At 35.8% G+C, this 16,834-nt stretch carries 12 protein-coding genes and 1 tRNA gene; 5 read left to right on the top strand and 8 right to left on the bottom strand.

What is annotated here, in order from left to right; translation table 11 throughout:
- Nucleotides 1-14 precede the first annotated feature (14 nt).
- The 5 genes from clpX to BW964_RS09695 all read left to right on the top strand — a co-directional run bounded on the left by clpX (nucleotide 15) and on the right by BW964_RS09695 (nucleotide 4,911).
- A complete protein-coding gene (clpX, locus tag BW964_RS09715) occupies nucleotides 15-1,205 on the top strand; it encodes an ATP-dependent Clp protease ATP-binding subunit ClpX (RefSeq protein ID WP_076506836.1) in 1,191 nt (396 codons plus the stop codon).
- Nucleotides 1,206-1,280: 75 nt separating this feature from the next.
- Nucleotides 1,281-3,215, top strand: coding sequence for a T9SS type A sorting domain-containing protein (locus BW964_RS09710; RefSeq protein ID WP_084175776.1), 1,935 nt, complete (start codon nucleotides 1,281-1,283; stop codon nucleotides 3,213-3,215).
- A 5-nt stretch (nucleotides 3,216-3,220) separates the two neighbouring features.
- The gene (locus BW964_RS09705; protein ID WP_076506834.1) at nucleotides 3,221-3,439 is read left to right on the top strand and encodes a signal peptidase; all 219 of its coding nucleotides are present in this window, start codon (nucleotides 3,221-3,223) and stop codon (nucleotides 3,437-3,439) included.
- Nucleotides 3,440-3,500: 61 nt separating this feature from the next.
- The gene (locus BW964_RS09700; RefSeq protein ID WP_076506833.1) at nucleotides 3,501-4,793 is read left to right on the top strand and encodes a TlpA family protein disulfide reductase; all 1,293 of its coding nucleotides are present in this window, start codon (nucleotides 3,501-3,503) and stop codon (nucleotides 4,791-4,793) included.
- A gap of 44 nt (nucleotides 4,794-4,837) precedes the next feature.
- Nucleotides 4,838-4,911: transfer RNA gene (locus BW964_RS09695), tRNA-Met, on the top strand.
- 184 nt (nucleotides 4,912-5,095) lie between these two features.
- Here BW964_RS09695 and BW964_RS09690 read toward each other — a convergent pair.
- The 8 genes from BW964_RS09690 to BW964_RS09655 all read right to left on the bottom strand — a co-directional run bounded on the left by BW964_RS09690 (nucleotide 5,096) and on the right by BW964_RS09655 (nucleotide 16,376).
- Entirely contained in the window at nucleotides 5,096-7,297 is a 2,202-nt protein-coding gene (locus BW964_RS09690) for a peptidase domain-containing ABC transporter (RefSeq protein ID WP_076506831.1), read from the bottom strand.
- A gap of 5 nt (nucleotides 7,298-7,302) precedes the next feature.
- Nucleotides 7,303-8,340 (bottom strand): hypothetical protein, encoded by a 1,038-nt coding sequence (locus tag BW964_RS09685; RefSeq protein WP_076506829.1) that lies wholly within the window; start codon nucleotides 8,338-8,340, stop codon nucleotides 7,303-7,305.
- A gap of 4 nt (nucleotides 8,341-8,344) precedes the next feature.
- Nucleotides 8,345-9,538, bottom strand: a complete 1,194-nt coding sequence (locus BW964_RS09680; RefSeq protein WP_076506828.1) for a lanthionine synthetase LanC family protein — start codon at nucleotides 9,536-9,538, stop codon at nucleotides 8,345-8,347.
- The gene (locus BW964_RS09675; RefSeq protein WP_076506826.1) at nucleotides 9,535-12,708 is read right to left on the bottom strand and encodes a lantibiotic dehydratase; all 3,174 of its coding nucleotides are present in this window, start codon (nucleotides 12,706-12,708) and stop codon (nucleotides 9,535-9,537) included. The genes BW964_RS09680 and BW964_RS09675 overlap by 4 nt, the downstream gene beginning before the upstream one ends.
- Before the next feature lie 67 nt (nucleotides 12,709-12,775).
- The gene (locus tag BW964_RS09670; RefSeq protein ID WP_076506825.1) at nucleotides 12,776-13,018 is read right to left on the bottom strand and encodes a class I lanthipeptide; all 243 of its coding nucleotides are present in this window, start codon (nucleotides 13,016-13,018) and stop codon (nucleotides 12,776-12,778) included.
- Nucleotides 13,019-13,081: 63 nt separating this feature from the next.
- On the bottom strand, nucleotides 13,082-13,303 hold the full coding sequence (locus BW964_RS09665; protein WP_076506823.1) for a class I lanthipeptide: 222 nt from the start codon (nucleotides 13,301-13,303) through the stop codon (nucleotides 13,082-13,084).
- A gap of 157 nt (nucleotides 13,304-13,460) precedes the next feature.
- Nucleotides 13,461-13,688 (bottom strand): class I lanthipeptide, encoded by a 228-nt coding sequence (locus BW964_RS09660; RefSeq protein WP_076506822.1) that lies wholly within the window; start codon nucleotides 13,686-13,688, stop codon nucleotides 13,461-13,463.
- Nucleotides 13,689-14,024: 336 nt separating this feature from the next.
- On the bottom strand, nucleotides 14,025-16,376 hold the full coding sequence (locus BW964_RS09655; protein ID WP_084175773.1) for an outer membrane beta-barrel family protein: 2,352 nt from the start codon (nucleotides 16,374-16,376) through the stop codon (nucleotides 14,025-14,027).
- Nucleotides 16,377-16,834: the final 458 nt, after the last annotated feature.

The following is a 16,834-nucleotide window of genomic DNA, read 5'->3' as shown; positions in this document are numbered from 1 at the left end:
CTATATAATATAGTATGAATTCAAATCAATGTTCATTCTGCGGCAGAAAAAGAAATGAAGTACAAATGCTTATTTCTGGGCAGAGCGGATTTATCTGTGAAAACTGCATCGAACAGGCGCACGTTATTGTAAAAGACAGTGTTTCCAAACCTGGGGCTTCTGGTCCTGCAGAAAATATAGACGAACTTAAGAAACCGAAAGAAATCAAAGAATTTCTTAACCAATATGTAATTGGACAGGATCAGGCAAAAAAACAACTGTCGATCGCGGTTTACAATCATTATAAAAGACTTCTTCACGCTAAAGATGAAAACAGAGAAGTAGAGCTGGAAAAATCAAATATCATTATGATAGGTGAGACCGGTACAGGGAAAACGCTTTTGGCTAAAACCATTGCGAGAGAGCTGAATGTTCCTTTCTGTATCGTGGATGCTACGATTCTCACAGAAGCAGGCTATGTAGGAGAGGATGTGGAAAGTATTCTTTCAAGACTTCTTATGGTGGCTGATTACGATGTGGAAAAAGCTGAAAGAGGAATTGTATTTATTGACGAGATCGATAAAATTGCTAGAAAATCAGATAACCCGAGTCTTACAAGAGATGTGTCCGGAGAAGGAGTACAGCAGGGACTGTTGAAACTTCTGGAAGGAAGTATTGTCAACGTTCCGCCTCAGGGAGGAAGAAAGCATCCGGATCAGAAATATATTCAGGTGAATACCCAGAACATCCTTTTTATTGCGGGAGGTGCTTTTGATGGGATCAAAGAGATCATTGAAAGAAGAATGAATAAACAGGCAATAGGATTCAGCTCTGAAAAAATCAATAAAACGGATGAAGATGAATATATCTTAACCCATATTAATGCTATTGATCTTCGAACTTTCGGATTAATTCCTGAACTTTTGGGTAGATTTCCAATCATTACTTACCTCGATAAACTCACCAAAGAGACCATGGTAAGAATTATGAAAGAACCTAAGAATTCCATTATCAATCAGTTTGTAGAGCTGTTCAAAATGGACGGTGCCAATTTGGTTTTCACAGACGGTGCCATTGAAAAGATCGTAGAAGAAACGATTGAAAAGGGATTGGGGGCCAGAGGCTTAAGAGGAACAACCGAAAAGGTACTGGAAGATTATATGTTTTCAATAGGGGAAGAGAAGGAAATCATATTAACTGAGGATAATATTTTTGTTAATAAATAAAATATTTTTTTTTCTATTAAAAAAAATCTTACCTTTGCGGGTGAAGATTGTATTAACACACAAATAATTTATACAATGAGAAAAAGTTTATTTGCTATAGGTCTTTTAGCAATTAGTTACTCTGTTCAGGCGCAGATACTATGTCACGTTGACACTAATGCTAATATGTATGTGAGCGAAGGCACCCTTGTTTATAGTGGTGGAGGTGTACAGACAAGAGGTAATGGCCTTTTGGATGTGCATGGAAACGTTATGGTTGTAGGTACAGCCGGAGATGCGTTTAAAACAGTTGACACTGGCGGTGGAGATAAAACCGATGGTGGAAATATTATTTTAAGACTTAATACTCCAACGGCTACCGACGACGTATCTACTTACGGACAATTATATGTTGATGGTTTAAGCCAGGGACAGATTACCGGAATCGTAAGTAAAGAATTCAGAACCAAGAAACATGGAAATGGCAATTTTTACCAGCAGGTCGCAATCCCTTTCTCTGGTAAACTTTTGAATACATTATCCACTGAGCTTGGTAAAACATTTACTAACACACGAAGAAGCAACAATGAAATCTTAAAAATAAACAACACAGCAGCTGTTGCAGATTTTACAGATTTACTTGCTCCAACCACTGATGGTACCATATATTATATGTTGGGATCTGCCAATAATAATTTGGACACAAGTAGTGCGCTTCGTACTGTTAACGGTCGTCCATTTACTACATTGGCAAGCAATACCACGCTTCAAAATGGAGGAAACGTCCCTTTTGGACCAGGAGGTACCACTGTTAATGCGTATAACGAAAGGTACAATACCTATCTACAGGATCAATTCGAAGTTTCAATTACTCCATGGGGAAACACATACGGTAAAAATATTTATCAGTTTGGAAATCCTTTCTTAACCAATCTTGATTTATCAAGAATTGGATATGTAGAAAATGCAGGAACTACTGATGGAAATAACATCTCTAATATTTGGGGAGTTAGATACGATCCAGGTACTGTAATGGTAGGGGCTCAAGGAAATGCTTACAGTGCAGGAGCATTAATTCAGACTTATACTACTCCCGGAGGAGTTCCGGTTGGAGATATTGGTATGATTATCAAGCCAATGCAGACTTTTGTGCTGAAATTAAGAACCTCTGCAGCACAGACATTGAATTTTAATACTCTTAGAAGGTTTAACCAGACGGTACGAGCTGCAGCAACTGATTATAGCGTTACTGCTGCCAAAAACGGTGGTAAAAGTATTGAAGGAACTGTAAAACAACTAGGAGTCATTGGGTTAGATGCTGATGGAAAAGAAGTAGCGAGAACTTATTATGTAGTTTCACCTAATTTTACTACAGGTCACCAGACTTCTGTAGCTACTACTGTTCAGGCAACATCTACTCCAGAAAATATGATTGGTACATATGAAGAAGCTTTAAATGGAGGATATGATACCAATTATACAGGACAATATTGGTTATATATCAATGAAGCCAATGAAAGTAATTTTGCAGGTAAAAATGTGAAACTTGTAAATTACAGAACAGATAAAGTTAAATCTTATAAATTTGAAATAAGAGAAAACGGAGAGTTAGTTCCTGCCGGAACTCATCTGCTTTCTGCTGGTATCGGCTTTTACTATAAAGCATCTAACGGTACTGTACAGCAGGCAAAGCAGGGAGGAATTGCACCTAACGCTGTTTCATCTTATGATCTATATTACGGGGAACCGAGCAATGTGGTGTTAACGACAAAAGATATTGCGGCTACACCTTCAAGAACAGTGGTGGTATATAATGCAGAAATTACCAACTACATTGTTAGATTCGATCCAAACTGGAAAAAAGCAGATATTGAAGTTTATGATATGAGCGGTAAACTGGTTATCTCTAAAAAGGCAGTTGATGCATCTAGGGATTTTGTAATTGAGCTTAACGGCGCTATTAAAAATTCTTATGTTGTAAAAATTGTTTCTGATAAGGGAGAAACTGTTAACACTAAAATCTTAAAATAAATATTATGAAAACTATTAGTAAACTATTATCCGCTCTTTTTCTATTTGCAGTGCTGCTGGTCAAGGCAGATGATATACCGCCCGTACCAGGAGGAGGGGGTACAGGAACAGTAGGACCAGGAGCTGCAGCATCACCTATTGATACGTATGTTTATCTGCTATCTGTAGTTGCCATTGCACTTATTATATTCTATACAAAAAAAATTAAAAGCGTAAAAGCCTAAAATTTTATTAAAATAGCATTAAACTCTCTGATTAATCAGAGAGTTTTTTTATTTTTACTTTATGAAAAAGATATATATATTATCTGCAGTATTAGCTGCATTTTCTTTGCAGGCCCAGTTTACCGTTACAGTACAAGCTCCTGCCGAATTTAAAGATCAGGATGCCATTCTATATACATTAAACGGTTCCAAAGACATCATCGTGACAAAAGAACAGAGCAAGAATAATACATGGACTTTTAAATATCCCAATCATTATATGGGAATGATGAAAGTCTATTTTCCTGCTTCAAATAATGCGGTGAGCTTTATTTCTGAAAATAAAAACGTAAGTGTAAAACTTGAGGTGCAAAATAATAAGATCAAAGACGTCGCCTATCTTGATGAAGCCAATGATCTTATGAGCAGACAGCAGGAAGGTTCTCAGAAAAAAGAACTCATTCTTCCGGCATTAGCACAAATCAAGGAGTATTATAAAGACAATACCGAATTCGGAAAAGCACTTAAAACAGAAATAGAGAGACTTTCCGGAACAAGCAATAGCATTGATGCGGCAAAACATCCGTTTATTTCATATTATAATACCAACTACAGTAAGTTCTTATCTAATTCTACAGATCCTGCTAAAAAGGTCACTCCTGATGATATTGTTAACTTCCTGGATAAGTCTAATGATATGCTTGAGTCTTCTTCCCTTTTAAGACCTGTTTTGGTCTCCTATCTTAATTCGGGAGGCAATACCAATGTTGCAGGTTCAGTAGACACGCTTTTAGACCGTTTAAAGGTTGAAACTCCGAGAGGGCAGACTGTTCTTTCAGAGCTTATTGATATTTTTGATGCGTATGATATGGAAGAATTTAAAACTAAATATCTTACATTGGCCAAAAATCTTAAATGTACCATTAATGACAGACTGGCGACGACTTTAAAATCTAATGCCAATGTTGAAATGGGAGCAACCTTTCCTAACGTTAAATTTCAGTCAGCAGCCAATACATCTGCCAAGTCGCTGTATGATGTGAAAGCTGATAAAAAAGTGATTATTTTCTGGTCGTCCACATGTTCACACTGTGAAAGTGAACTGCCGAAATTATTGGAAAAATACAATGATTTAAAGTCAAAAAATGTTCAGATTATCGGTCTTTCATTAGATACAGATAAAGCTTCATATACTCAAAAAATTGCGGCATTCCCTTGGATCAATGATTCCGAATTAAGAGGATGGAACAGTAGTTATGTAGATACTTACAATGTTCATGCAACTCCGACGTATTTTATTTTAGATGCTAACAATAAGATAATCAATAAACCAGACCATGTGGGAGATGTTTTAGAATATTTTAAGCTAAAATAATTTTGGTGGTAAACAAATATTTTCTATATTTGCACCACCAAAACGGCGAGGTAGCTCAGTTGGTTAGAGCGCAGGATTCATAACCCTGAGGTCACGGGTTCAATTCCCGTCTTCGCTACAATAAGAGGGAAAGTAATAAGTATTACTTTCCCTTTTTTATTTTGGTAATTTATCATTTAAAATTTTAGAATGATAAATTAAAGATGAATTACCATAGTTTTATGTAACTTATTTTCACATTACATTTTCAATACTGAACTTTTTATAGTGACATCTGAATCTGATCATTGAAAAAGTTTTTCTTACAGTCCCAGCTCTAATTGATTTTTGACCAAATTGAAATATTCGGTTCTTTCGCTGACTAATTGCTGATGATTTCCTTTCTCTATAAGTTCTCCATTTTTAAGAACCAGGATCTGATCTGCATTTTTGACCGTTGAAAGTCTATGCGCAATGATGATCACTGTTTTTCCTTTAAAAAACTCCTGAAGATTATCATGAATAATTTTTTCATTTTCTGAATCCAGAGCTGATGTAGCTTCATCGAAAAAAATATAATGTGGATTTTTGTATACCGCACGTGCAATAAGAATACGCTGCTTCTGTCCACCGGAAATTCCATTGCCTGAAGCACCTATTTTGGTTTCATATCTTAAAGGAAGGGATTCAATAAACTCCTCGATATTGGCCGTTTTTACAGCCTGTCTGAGTTTTGCCTGATCTGCATTTTTTTCACCGGTTATAATATTCCTTTCGATACTGTCGGAGAATATATATCCATCCTGCATTACCACTCCACAACTGCTTCTTAAGTTTTCGGGAGATATATCATTAATATTGATGTCGTCATACGAAATTTTGCCTTCTGTAGGCTCATAAAATTTTAACAGGAGTTTCATCAGCGTTGTTTTGCCACTGCCGCTGGCCCCTACAATAGCTGTTATTTTTCCTTCGGGAATAAAGAGATTGATATTTTTTAATACATAGGGAGATTTACTGCCTGCGTATTGAAAACTTACGTCGTCGAAACTGATTCCTTTGAGTTCAGAATTATTTTCTGTATATAAAGGTAATGCTACCTGTCCCGGACTTTCTTCAGCAGGATAGTTCTGTACTTCGTTCAACCTTTCCAGGCTGAGCTTTGCATCCTGAAGTGACCGGAAAAAACTGATGAGCTGATTAACCGGTGAATTCATCTGGCCGATAATGTAAGAGACACTAAGCAGTCCACCCAAAGTCATCTTATCATTCACAACAAGCGTTGCAGCCAGAAAAGTGACAAGAATGTTTTTCAGCTGGTTCATAAATTCAAAACCAGAAAGCTGAATTTGATTTAGCTTTAGTATTTTAATATTTACTTTAAATAACTTTTGCTGTACTTCTTCCCACTGACTGCGTTTGAAATCTTCAAACTGATTAAGCTTCATTTCCGTAACACCTTTAATGATCTCAAATACGGATTCCTGATTTTCTGCACGCTGCTGGAAGCGGAGGTAATCTAAAACTTTCCTTTTTTTCAGCCAGTAATAAGACCATCCTATAGAGAGCACCGTAAGAATCAGGTAGACCGTGAGGATAGTATAATTGTAATAAAGAAGAACTCCAAAGAAAACCGAAAAATTGATAATGGAGAAAAATGTAAGCAAACTCTGTGAAGTAAGAAATTCTTCTATCCTTTCATTGTCCTGTATCCTCTGATTGAAATCCCCCATTTTTTTTGTGTCGAAAAATCTGATGGGAAGCTGGAGCATCTTTTTTAAGTATTCCGAGATAATGGTAATGCTCAGTTTGGTCCCTATAAAAAGCATGAGCCAGTTTCTGACCACCTCTATAGTGATTGATCCCAGGAATAATCCTAATTGTGAAAGAAGAATTAATGCGATGAGATTAAGATTTTTTGCACTTACTCCATCATCTATTAATGCCTGCGTCAAAAAAGGAAAGGCAAGGGTTACAGCACTTCCTGCCAACAATAAAAAAAACATGACGATAAGCTGTCTTTTGTAGGGAGTAAGATATTGCAGGATATAATTCAGGGTTATTTTTTTTTCTTTCGGAACCTGAAGATTAAAAAATTCTGCGGTAGGCTTTAAAAATAAAGCTATTCCCATATTGTCATTGGAAATCCAGTATTTTTTAAATTCCTGTTCTTTAATGGAGATCAACCCGTGTGCCGGATCTGCAATCTGAAAAGTATAGTCTGAGGACAAAAATTTTTTAGTTACTTTCTTTAGAACCACAAAATGGTTTTTACCCCAGTAAAGGATACAGGGGAAAGATTCTTGTGAGCTGATCAGTTTTTCTATGGTGAGTTTTACCGGATATGTCTCAAAACCGATTTTTTTTGATGCTTCAACGATACCGAACATAGACACTCCTTCTTTCGTGATAAATGAATTGTCACGCAGATACTGAAGACTGTAGTTTTTTCCATAATTGCTGGCTACCATGGCAAGACATGCCGGGCCGCAATCCATCTGATCATGCTGAATAATAATTTTCATATACGTTATGCTTTGAAAATATTTTTAATAAGAAGTGTACGGATCGATTGATTAAAGTATAATTTGTTTTCCATAAAATCAATGATTTCCCGTGTCAGTACAGGATTTACAGAGCTGTTCTTTTCTGCAAACTTATAAAGATCAAGAAGCAAAGATATTTTCAGAATATCATAAAACTGATTATACGACTGCTGGAAATAATACATTAAACCCTGAAAATAATCTTTATAATTGGAATCCCGAAGCTGCTTATTGATGTAGATCCAGTTATAGATAATCTGTCTGTCCGGAGTGTTGACTTCAAAATCTAACCCTGAGTACCAATTATCCGGCAGAAATTCTTTACTGTGAATATTAAACCTGATCATGTCTTCGGTGATCATCGTAAAAAGCTCATATGAATAAGTTTCTCTTATAATGGGTACTTTCATCCAATATTGGTTATGGCTGAAAATATTCCCGTAAAGGTTTTCATTAACCCCGTTAAGAAGATAGTTAATCAGATTGAATATAAGCTGGTGTCCGGATTCTTCCTGGTGGTCTCTGAAATATATTCTTGAGATGTTTTTATTCTGCTCAAAGCATCTTAAATTTAAAGTATAAATACCCTGCTGGACGAGATAGTCATTCAGAACCAAACATTCTAAAGTGAAGGTAAGAGCCTTTGGAAAATCCTTGATCTTATAGTAATAAAGTGATTTTACAGATAACGCTCCTTGCTTGGCGTACATATAGAGATTTCCGGAAAAAGAGTCTTCAATTTTCTTTTCAATATCAAGGTAATCTTTTAAGGACTGATCCAGATTTGTTTCTCTAAGGAGATCGGAAACAATTTTTCCTAGTTCCCGGTCAGTCCGGTCTATTGAATCATACTGTTCTTCGTCCGTATTGCATATTTCAAATACCTCTTTTTTCTGTAAGATTTTAATTAATTTTCCGGTATCATACTCAAACGTTGCATTGAAAGACGAGGCTGGAAAAGAAGGCATTGTTTCCACGAATTCTGTCAGCTCTTTATGATATGTTGTTATTTCTTTTTCCATAGGATTATGCAATAAAGGTTAAGTCTGCCAATGAAGGGAGAGAGGGATGATCAAAATACATAAGCGTCGTACCTATTCCTAACAGTCCCCATCCAAAAGAGATCTGCCATAGCATATTATCTTCGAGAAGACGGCTTTTGAACCCAGCACAATCATTGGAATGAACTGCATACGTCAGAATTTGTTGATTCCAGTAATCTGCTCTTTGGGTATATCTGATGTCACCGGATATTTTTCCCAGTTTATCAAAGGTAATGGCAAGCCCCGATGCTCCATAAAATATTCCTGCATCCAGCGTAAGATTGTCTTCTTTGGTTCTCAGCAAGCAGTCGTCGAGTATCTTATTGGCAAAGTCTGCAATATCACTGTCTTTCAGTACTTGTGAAGCTCTGAGAAGCGCATATCCTATTCCGAGATCTCCATAGCACAAAGCAAATTGCATCGGTTCTACTGCATCTCCGATCATATTGGGAAACAGGCCTTTATATTCTGATTCTCTATATTGTTTAATAAGAAATGCAGTTGCCTTTCTGATGATGTTTTCACATAATTGCATTTCTAATCCTGCTTCACAGACTGAGCTGAGAAATGAAATGATAAGTGATGAGCCGTGTGAAATTCCCAGATATATCCTGTCATACAGAGACGGACATTTCCAGTAATAATCTCCTGCATCATCTTGAAAGGCTGCTTCATCGATGCTATGGATAAGAAATGAAAGCTGCTCCTGGACAGCGGCACCACTTTTCAGACGCGCCAGATAATAGTATCCTGCGGCCATAGCTCCCGTTCCCGAGTCAAAATCTTTGATATTGATTTTACTCTTCATGAGACCGAATAGGATCTGGTCCAGATTTAACAGATAGTCTTCACTAGATACAGATAGCAGGCCACTGTTTTCACAGAAAATCAAATATCGTCCAATATGAGCCAGGTGAGCATCCAAAGAATCGGTACCGTGTACCCTTTGAAATGTTTTGGGATTAAAGCTGGACAGGCCTTTATTAAAATATTCCTCTGCAGTGGTCATATATTCCTGGTCACCGGTATATTTTGATAAGTACAAATAATAAAGAGAATATCCTAAAAGCCCCGTTTCATAGGAAACATTTTTTAACTGGTCTTCATCAGAATATTTTTCTACAGATTCTGTTATTTTATCAATGAGTTCTCTATGTTTAGTTTGATCTTTTATCATATGGATATATTATTTTTGGCTTTTGCAATTTCCGATTCGTAGAATTTTTTCAAAAAATAATAGATAACAAGCTCATGTTTCCGCTGGTTTACCATAAATAGACGGTTTAAGGTCATATGAATGTAGCTCATTATGAGATGGTCTTTAGTTTCCTGCGGCAATTCAGGATATCGGGATAGCTCAGCCGTAATGCTCTCACTTCTTTTATTAAAGCATTCATATGCTTCATCATATTGTGCTCTCTCTTTTTCAAAAATAATGTCAGATATTTCTTTTTTAAGTTCCCTGTGCCTGGCACTCAATGTTCTGGACAGAGCTACATAATGATCAGCATTGTTGAAACTGAATTCATTGGTGAAATTTTCACATAAAGTGCCGATAACTTTTATTTTATCTTTTACCGAATATTTAAAATCATCCAGGAGTTTGTCTACATTAACTAATGCAAATTTCCATCTTAATTTCTCACCCTCATTACCATGAATAAGATTGAGAAACTCTGAAACGGCTGTGCTGTCATAATAAAAAATATTTTCGCTCATTTCCATGGTATGATCACCGTACCTTTCCAGTTCTCTTACATAAGTATCTACTGTTAGCCTTAACGCTTGCTCTTCGGGAATAAATTCATGGATAGCCTTTTGTAGTTTTTCTGATATGAGATACCATTCTTCCTTTTTCTGGTCAGGATTAAAGCAGTGAAATCTGACCCGTATATGATGGTCGGGATCATTATATTTGATAAAGAACCATTTGTCAATGATTTTTTTGTTTAAAAGATCAGCGGCAAAGTCGGAAATGACTTCTGTAAGGATGTCCTCAACATTTTTACTTCCTGAATAGATTTTTATATAAAACCACTCGCTTCCGGGAGGGAATACTCTTTTTATTTTTGGAGATGAAAAATTGTGTAAGGATGGCAGATAAACCTGCTTTGTATTCAGAAGAGGAATGACTACTTCATTAGCATAATGGTTTTCTCCTTTTTTGATAAAACAATTTTCCTTAGTATGAATGTTCTCATAAAGAATAACGTTTTGCTGGCTGATTTCTTTGAGTAGAATAGCCTGACTTATTTTGTTGTCCAGATCGATAAGAAGTTCGTTGTCCCCGGAAGATAAAACGACGTACTGGGGTAATTTATATTGTATTCTAAGATCTGATATAGCTTTTTCTGCCGTGTGTTTATTATTGTAATCTGTTTTTACTTTTTTTAGGAACCAGCGTGCCCGGCTGATAATGAACTTTTTATATTCAATTCTTGGCAGAAATGGTTCATTCTGAAATATGCCCCAATCCCAAAAATAACCCAGTCTCATATTTTGGCTTCCCACATCAGCAAGAAACTTATATAATGGCTGTGCCAGTGTTGTATTATAGGTATTGGAAAGGCACGGGATAATTTCTTTATTCAGTTTTTTGGATCGTAAAATTACTTTTCCGTTTCTTACGGAAACCATAAGGTCGTCAGCATTGATCTGATGATCCGGATTTAATTTTGAGTTTGACAGGAACGGAATCTCATAATCCCTGATTGTGGCATATAAGGTTATATTGGCATAATTGTCATCCGGTATGGTGAGTACCTCAGCCATCACAACATTAGGATTGGCTTTCTGCTCTAGCTTGGCTATTTTTTTCACCTGATCTTTAAGCTGGCTGTCTCCGTGTGTGAACCGTGTTAATAATCTGTTTGCGAAAGGGGCATGGCATTGAGTTGGAAAAAATTTATAATTTCCGCTATCAAGCGATTCTACAGAGGAAGATAAAATTCTTCCGAATATATAGGCACTTGGAGCTTCTCCTTCATGAGAAAGCTGTTTTTTAGGGGATAAGTAATTTTTGAAATCTTCGTCAGCATAAATAACAGTTTCGCCTGTTTTACAATATTGTTTGAATATTTTTTCCCTCATCATTTCAAATCCTCCATACATGATTCGTGTTTCAATGCGGGAGTCTGCCATCACAGGAATACCATCCAAAAGGGGAGTATATTCAGCATTACCGGATACAACTTTCTCATATCCAATACCGTAATTAGTATCTAAAACCTGTACCAGCGGAAGTTCTTTATCTTCATATCTGGAGGCAAATGCCATTACAAAATGACTTAATGCTAAAGAAGTTCTCGGCGAAAATAGGTGCATTACTTCGTAAGAAGTGGCATTGATTTCCTCCAGGATTTTTTTATTTAAATTTTTCTGATTCAGCTGGTAAAAAAGATCCAGCTTGTAGAAGTCCTTTGATATAATCTTGCTATCTGAATTATTTTTAATGTTGGTTCTGAAAGGCTCAATATCATTAACAGAAGAAATATTTCTGATAATGCTGTCGATCTCTTTTAATTCATTGATCTGCTCAATATTTATTTCCTTTTCGTCTATAGTGTTTATTAAATCTTCAATGAAATTTTCTGTGGAAACGCTTGGAAGAAGCTGGCTCACCAGCATTTGGGACTGGATAATATTTTTTATAAAGTTTTGTTTCTGTTCAAGAGTGATGGTAGGGTTTGATATTTCGTTAGCCATTTCAGCTACTGTTGCTCCCTGTTCAGCGCATTTCAGGATGATCTTCACATATTCGCTGAGTCTTATGGAGGTGAGGTTGGACGCTATATATCGGCCATTATCAAATTGCTCAACAAAAAAAGCTTTGGTTCCTAAAGTATAAAGGGTATTGTTTTTATAATATTTTATTTTGTCAATAAGCTCATTATTCAATGGGTCAATACTGCGGATCAGCTTGGTAAGGCTGTGGATATTGAGCTGACATACGAGTTTGTATCTGTCAGAGTCGAATTGTATGGTACTGGGTTCATCATGTATACTTGCAGAAGATGTACCAGAAAAGAGGCCGTATGGAGTTGACCTGTTAGACATTCTTGAGAGGTATTTATAGAAAGTAATAAGGAAGCGCTTTGCTGCATCCTTGTTGGTAAAATCGTTTTCTTTAAGTTCTAAAAAAGTTTCATACAGGTCTTTGGAGGCGATGTAAATTGCTTCTTTGTAATAGGCATTCGAAAAAATATGATTTAAAACCTGTACCAGTTGTTCATGATTTTCTATGCTGATTTTTTTGATGTTTTCATTAAAATCCAAAAAGGTTTCTATAGGATGAGATGGGATTCTCAGACAGCAATGATCAAGTAAGTGATATTTGTTATTCTCCATTAGTGTATATCCGGTGTTTGGTAATTAAAGAAAGAAAGGGCTGTAAAAAATACAGCCCCTCTTGTTGTTATCCAGCTGTTGCCTGTGCAGAACAAGTACTTCCTCCGGAACCGCATCCTGTAGATCCTCCTCCGGTGCTGATAGTAGTTGTTGTTTGTGCAGCACCGCAAGTACTGCCTCCTGTACCGCATCCTGTGGATGTTCCCGGAGCTACAGCTTTACCGCCGATAATTTCCATCAACTGCTTTTCATCTAATAAAGCAATTGTTTCCTTGTCTAATGACAATGGGTCTAGTTCTAATTTTTTCATAATAAAAAAGATATGATGTTGTGTTGCCTACTCTTTAAAGGTTTTTCGGCTTCCCCCTTGTCTTTATTTTATAGCTACTTCTGCCTGTGATACACAAGTACTACCTCCGGAACCACATCCTGTAGAACCACCGCCGGCACCACATCCACTTCCTCCTGATCCACATCCTGTAGATGTTCCCGGAGCCGCGGCCTGCCCGCCAATGATTTCCTGCAGTTGCTTCTCATCTAGTAAAGCAATGGTTTCCTTGTCTAATGATAATGGATCTAATTCTAGTTTTTTCATGATAAAAAGATTGAATGGTTGGTCTGTTTTAAGATTTTTTCAGGAATTATTCCTTAATAATTCTCAGTTCGAGATCAAAATAATCCCTCTATTTCATTGAATCAGAAGAATAAGGGCAATTTTTCTGAGTGAAAATTACCCTTATAAAAGTCTAAGATTAGTTTGCGCTGATAGTATCTGTCACACTGCAGGTACTACCTCCTGATCCACATCCTGTAGATGCGCCTGTTCCGGTATTGTCACAAGTACTGCCTCCGGTACCGCATCCTGTAGATCCTGCAGGAGCAATACCTTTACCTCCAATAATTTCCATTAATTGCTTCTCATCCAATAAAGCAATGGTTTCCTTGTCTAGTGACAATGGGTCTAATTCTAATTTTTTCATATTAAAAAAGTTTTTATAAGCGCCTACTCTTTAAAGGTTTTTCGGCTTCCACCTATTGATCGTATGGTGTATATGATGAATTGATTATTCTAACCTGGAGCGAGTACAGAAAATTGAAAACTGCCACATCATGGCGTAAAGAATAGGTGCTGTATAGTATGGAGCTGTGGCTTTCTGCCCAATAGGGAAATCCTTTCTTACAGCTTTTAATGTTGAATTTCTGTTTTCAGCCAGGGAAAATAGTTTACCTGTTTAACGGGGAATAGATAAGATTTTCTTTTTTTTCATAGTATAATTTGATGTATGGTTATTGTTTGTTTTTGGTTCGTTTATATTTTAATTTGCTCTGTTTTTTTCTTCGAGTTGTATTTGCTTATTATTTGTTTTTATATTCTTGTTTCCAAATGAATAGGTAAGATTTAAGGTAAAACGTCTTGTATCGTAGTAGTTATTGTAGAATTGAGTGAATTCATCGTAGAAAATCTTTCCTTTACTTTGAGTGCCTCTAAAAATATCTTCCACCATCATATTCACTCTCAGCTTTTTTTCCATGAGTGAGAATCTAAAACCGGCAGAAAGATTTGAGATATTACCAATGTAGGTATTGCCTTGTTTATTAGGTAAATAGTGGTAAAAGTTCAATAAAAACAATACAGATTTTTCTTTATTTATTGTAAAAGTATTATTAATGGTATAGTACATTGATACTCCGTTTTGAGGAACAACCTCAGGAATAGACGATTCTGATTCAGAATAGAAGGATACAATGTTGGTGTTATTTTCCCACCATTTCGTTACATTGGTATAAAGACTGGCATTTAATCCTGCATCATATTGTGTAAGATAATTTTTATAATTTACTTCTTTGATTCCTTGAGTTAACGAAGTAATTCTTCCATATCCGTTGATCAGTTTTTGCCCGTATACCGTAACGGAAAATCTGTTTTTATAAAGGTACGAGAGCTCTACATTATGATTGTAGGATGGAGAAAGAAACGGATTTCCCGTATAAAAAGAATAAGGATTAGAATACCACCTGAAAGGATTTAATGCGGTGAAGTTGGGACGGTTGATTCTTTTTGAATAATTAACTGACAGGGTATTATTCTCATTGGCTTTGTACTCCAGATAGGCTGAAGGAAAAAGCCGCCCATATTCATTTTTATTTCTTTCGCCAGCAGTTTCTGAATACCCGTCAATGGTTGAATATTCGTAGCGCAGACCCGCTTTAGCAGACCATTTTTCGCCCAGACTTTTATAAACACTTACATAAGCAGCAGCATTGTTTTCCTTATATTCAAAATAGTTGCTTCTGCCTGTATCCATAATATATTGATCATTTTTAAATGATAAATACTTGATGTTTGAATCATTCATAAAATGAGTGAATTTCAATCCGGTTTCGAGAGTCCCCCATTTGAAAGGAAGATAAAGATCTGCCTGACCGGATACTATCTGGTAATCAAGATTGCTCAGGTTTCTGATTTTCTGAATACCCGGAGTATAGTCGGCAATGGTCTGAAAATTGACCTCTGCATCCGGACTGTTTGAAAAATAATTTCCGGCAATACTCAATTTTTTCCCTAAAGAATCAATTTTATAATCATAGTATACATTTAATGAATGGGTGAGTATTGGTTTTCTGTGTTCAGAAGAGGTCGTTAATAAAGAATCCTGAATACCATTTGTCTGGTAGATCGATCTATTAAAGATATCCATATCAGAATGAGACTTGGAAATATCATAGATAACTCCGATATTGGAATTTTGATTCAGTTTGTAATCAAAGCTGAAATTGGCTCCCGCTCCTTTGAATTGATCTTTTCGTTTATCTGCACTTAAAATGGAATTAGTTCCGATAATATCGATAAGTTCCACGGCTTTTGATGGTCGCTCAAACTGTCTCAGCCGTAATGAACTTGTAATTTTGTTAGAATTGTAGTTTAAAGTAAGGTTATTGGCATTTCCTACATAGGTAGTCTGTATGTACGAGGAACTCAGGATACCATTCCAGCCTAATTTTGTATTTTTCTTCAAGATGATATTGAGGATTCCGCTATTTCCCTGTGCTTCATATTTTGCCGGTGGAGTGGTGATAATTTCCACTCTGGAAACATCATCAGAACGGAGTGAGCGTAGATAATTGATCAAATCTGTACCACTAAGATTCAGAAGTTTGTCATTCACCATTACTGCAACGCCGCTTTTCCCAACAATGGAAACCGAATTATCGCTAACGGACAGCATCGGAGTACCGGATAAAACCTGAGCCAGATCTGCACCACTGGAAAATATAGAGTTTTCTACATTGAATACGGTTCTGTCTATTTTTTTCTCAATCAGTTTCTTTTTCTTTTCAAGGATAACCTCTTTAATCTGTTTTATATCCTCGATTCTCAGGTCATTTAAACGAAGGTTATTTTCCAGTTTTATCTTTTTTGAATAGAGTATACCCTTAAATCTTTTTACTTGTAATATATAGGAATCTTTTGGAGCATCGATAGTGAACAGACCATTGGCATCAGTAACTTCACTTCTTATTTTGACAGAGTCATTTTTTAGAAGGAGTACCTCAGCAAAGTCTACAGGAGAATTTTCATTGTTTAGAATTCTTCCTGTAATTTGAACATTTTGTGATAAGAATATTTGGCTGCATAAGATCAAAACAACCAATATAATATTTCTCATGGATTAGAATTATATACCGTAAATATAAAAATAAATCAAAAATATTCATCTAATGGAGAATAATATTTTTAATTTAGAATCAATATAAATAGAAGATTTATCGAACTTAATAATTTATTTTAAAGAATTTAATAATGGCCAATTTTTTTAATTTCCGACCCTCGTCAATTTAATTTATAATAATTGTTTTGTGGTTTATTACAGTGTTAATCAATGTTTTAATGTATTGTTGATGTTGTTTTTTTTATTCATTACATCATTTAAACAGATGGAAATAATTTTATAATTATAAATGATTTTATATTATTTTTTCAAATTGTATATTTTAAAAAATTCAACTTTATGTCGACTCCATTGATGCTTTTTCAGCAATTTTCTGATGTTTAAATTTCACTTTAAAGGGATAATTACGTATAAATACGTAATCCTTTTTCATTGCGTGTTCCTAGATTTGTGGT

It is taken from the genome of Chryseobacterium shigense (assembly GCF_900156575.1).
GTDB classification, from domain to species: domain Bacteria; phylum Bacteroidota; class Bacteroidia; order Flavobacteriales; family Weeksellaceae; genus Chryseobacterium; species Chryseobacterium shigense.
The sequence above is the reverse complement of the archived record's forward strand: the minus strand, read 5'-3'. Positions and strand labels throughout refer to the sequence as shown.

Excerpts from the sequence above, each read along its gene's own strand:
- BW964_RS09655 (WP_084175773.1), bottom strand. The coding sequence starts at position 16,376 with ATGAGAAATATTATATTGGTTGTTTTGATCTTATGCAGCCAAATATTC.
- BW964_RS09685 (WP_076506829.1), bottom strand. The coding sequence starts at position 8,340 with ATGGAAAAAGAAATAACAACATATCATAAAGAGCTGACAGAATTCGTG.
- BW964_RS09675 (WP_076506826.1), bottom strand. The coding sequence starts at position 12,708 with ATGGAGAATAACAAATATCACTTACTTGATCATTGCTGTCTGAGAATC.
- BW964_RS09680 (WP_076506828.1), bottom strand. The coding sequence starts at position 9,538 with ATGATAAAAGATCAAACTAAACATAGAGAACTCATTGATAAAATAACA.
- BW964_RS09665 (WP_076506823.1), bottom strand. The coding sequence starts at position 13,303 with ATGAAAAAACTAGAATTAGATCCATTATCATTAGACAAGGAAACCATT.
- BW964_RS09690 (WP_076506831.1), bottom strand. The coding sequence starts at position 7,297 with ATGAAAATTATTATTCAGCATGATCAGATGGATTGCGGCCCGGCATGT.
- BW964_RS09660 (WP_076506822.1), bottom strand. The coding sequence starts at position 13,688 with ATGAAAAAATTAGAATTAGACCCATTGTCACTAGACAAGGAAACCATT.
- BW964_RS09700 (WP_076506833.1), top strand. The coding sequence starts at position 3,501 with ATGAAAAAGATATATATATTATCTGCAGTATTAGCTGCATTTTCTTTG.
- clpX (WP_076506836.1), top strand. The coding sequence starts at position 15 with ATGAATTCAAATCAATGTTCATTCTGCGGCAGAAAAAGAAATGAAGTA.
- BW964_RS09710 (WP_084175776.1), top strand. The coding sequence starts at position 1,281 with ATGAGAAAAAGTTTATTTGCTATAGGTCTTTTAGCAATTAGTTACTCT.
- BW964_RS09705 (WP_076506834.1), top strand. The coding sequence starts at position 3,221 with ATGAAAACTATTAGTAAACTATTATCCGCTCTTTTTCTATTTGCAGTG.
- BW964_RS09670 (WP_076506825.1), bottom strand. The coding sequence starts at position 13,018 with ATGAAAAAATTAGAACTAGACCCATTGTCATTAGACAAGGAAACAATT.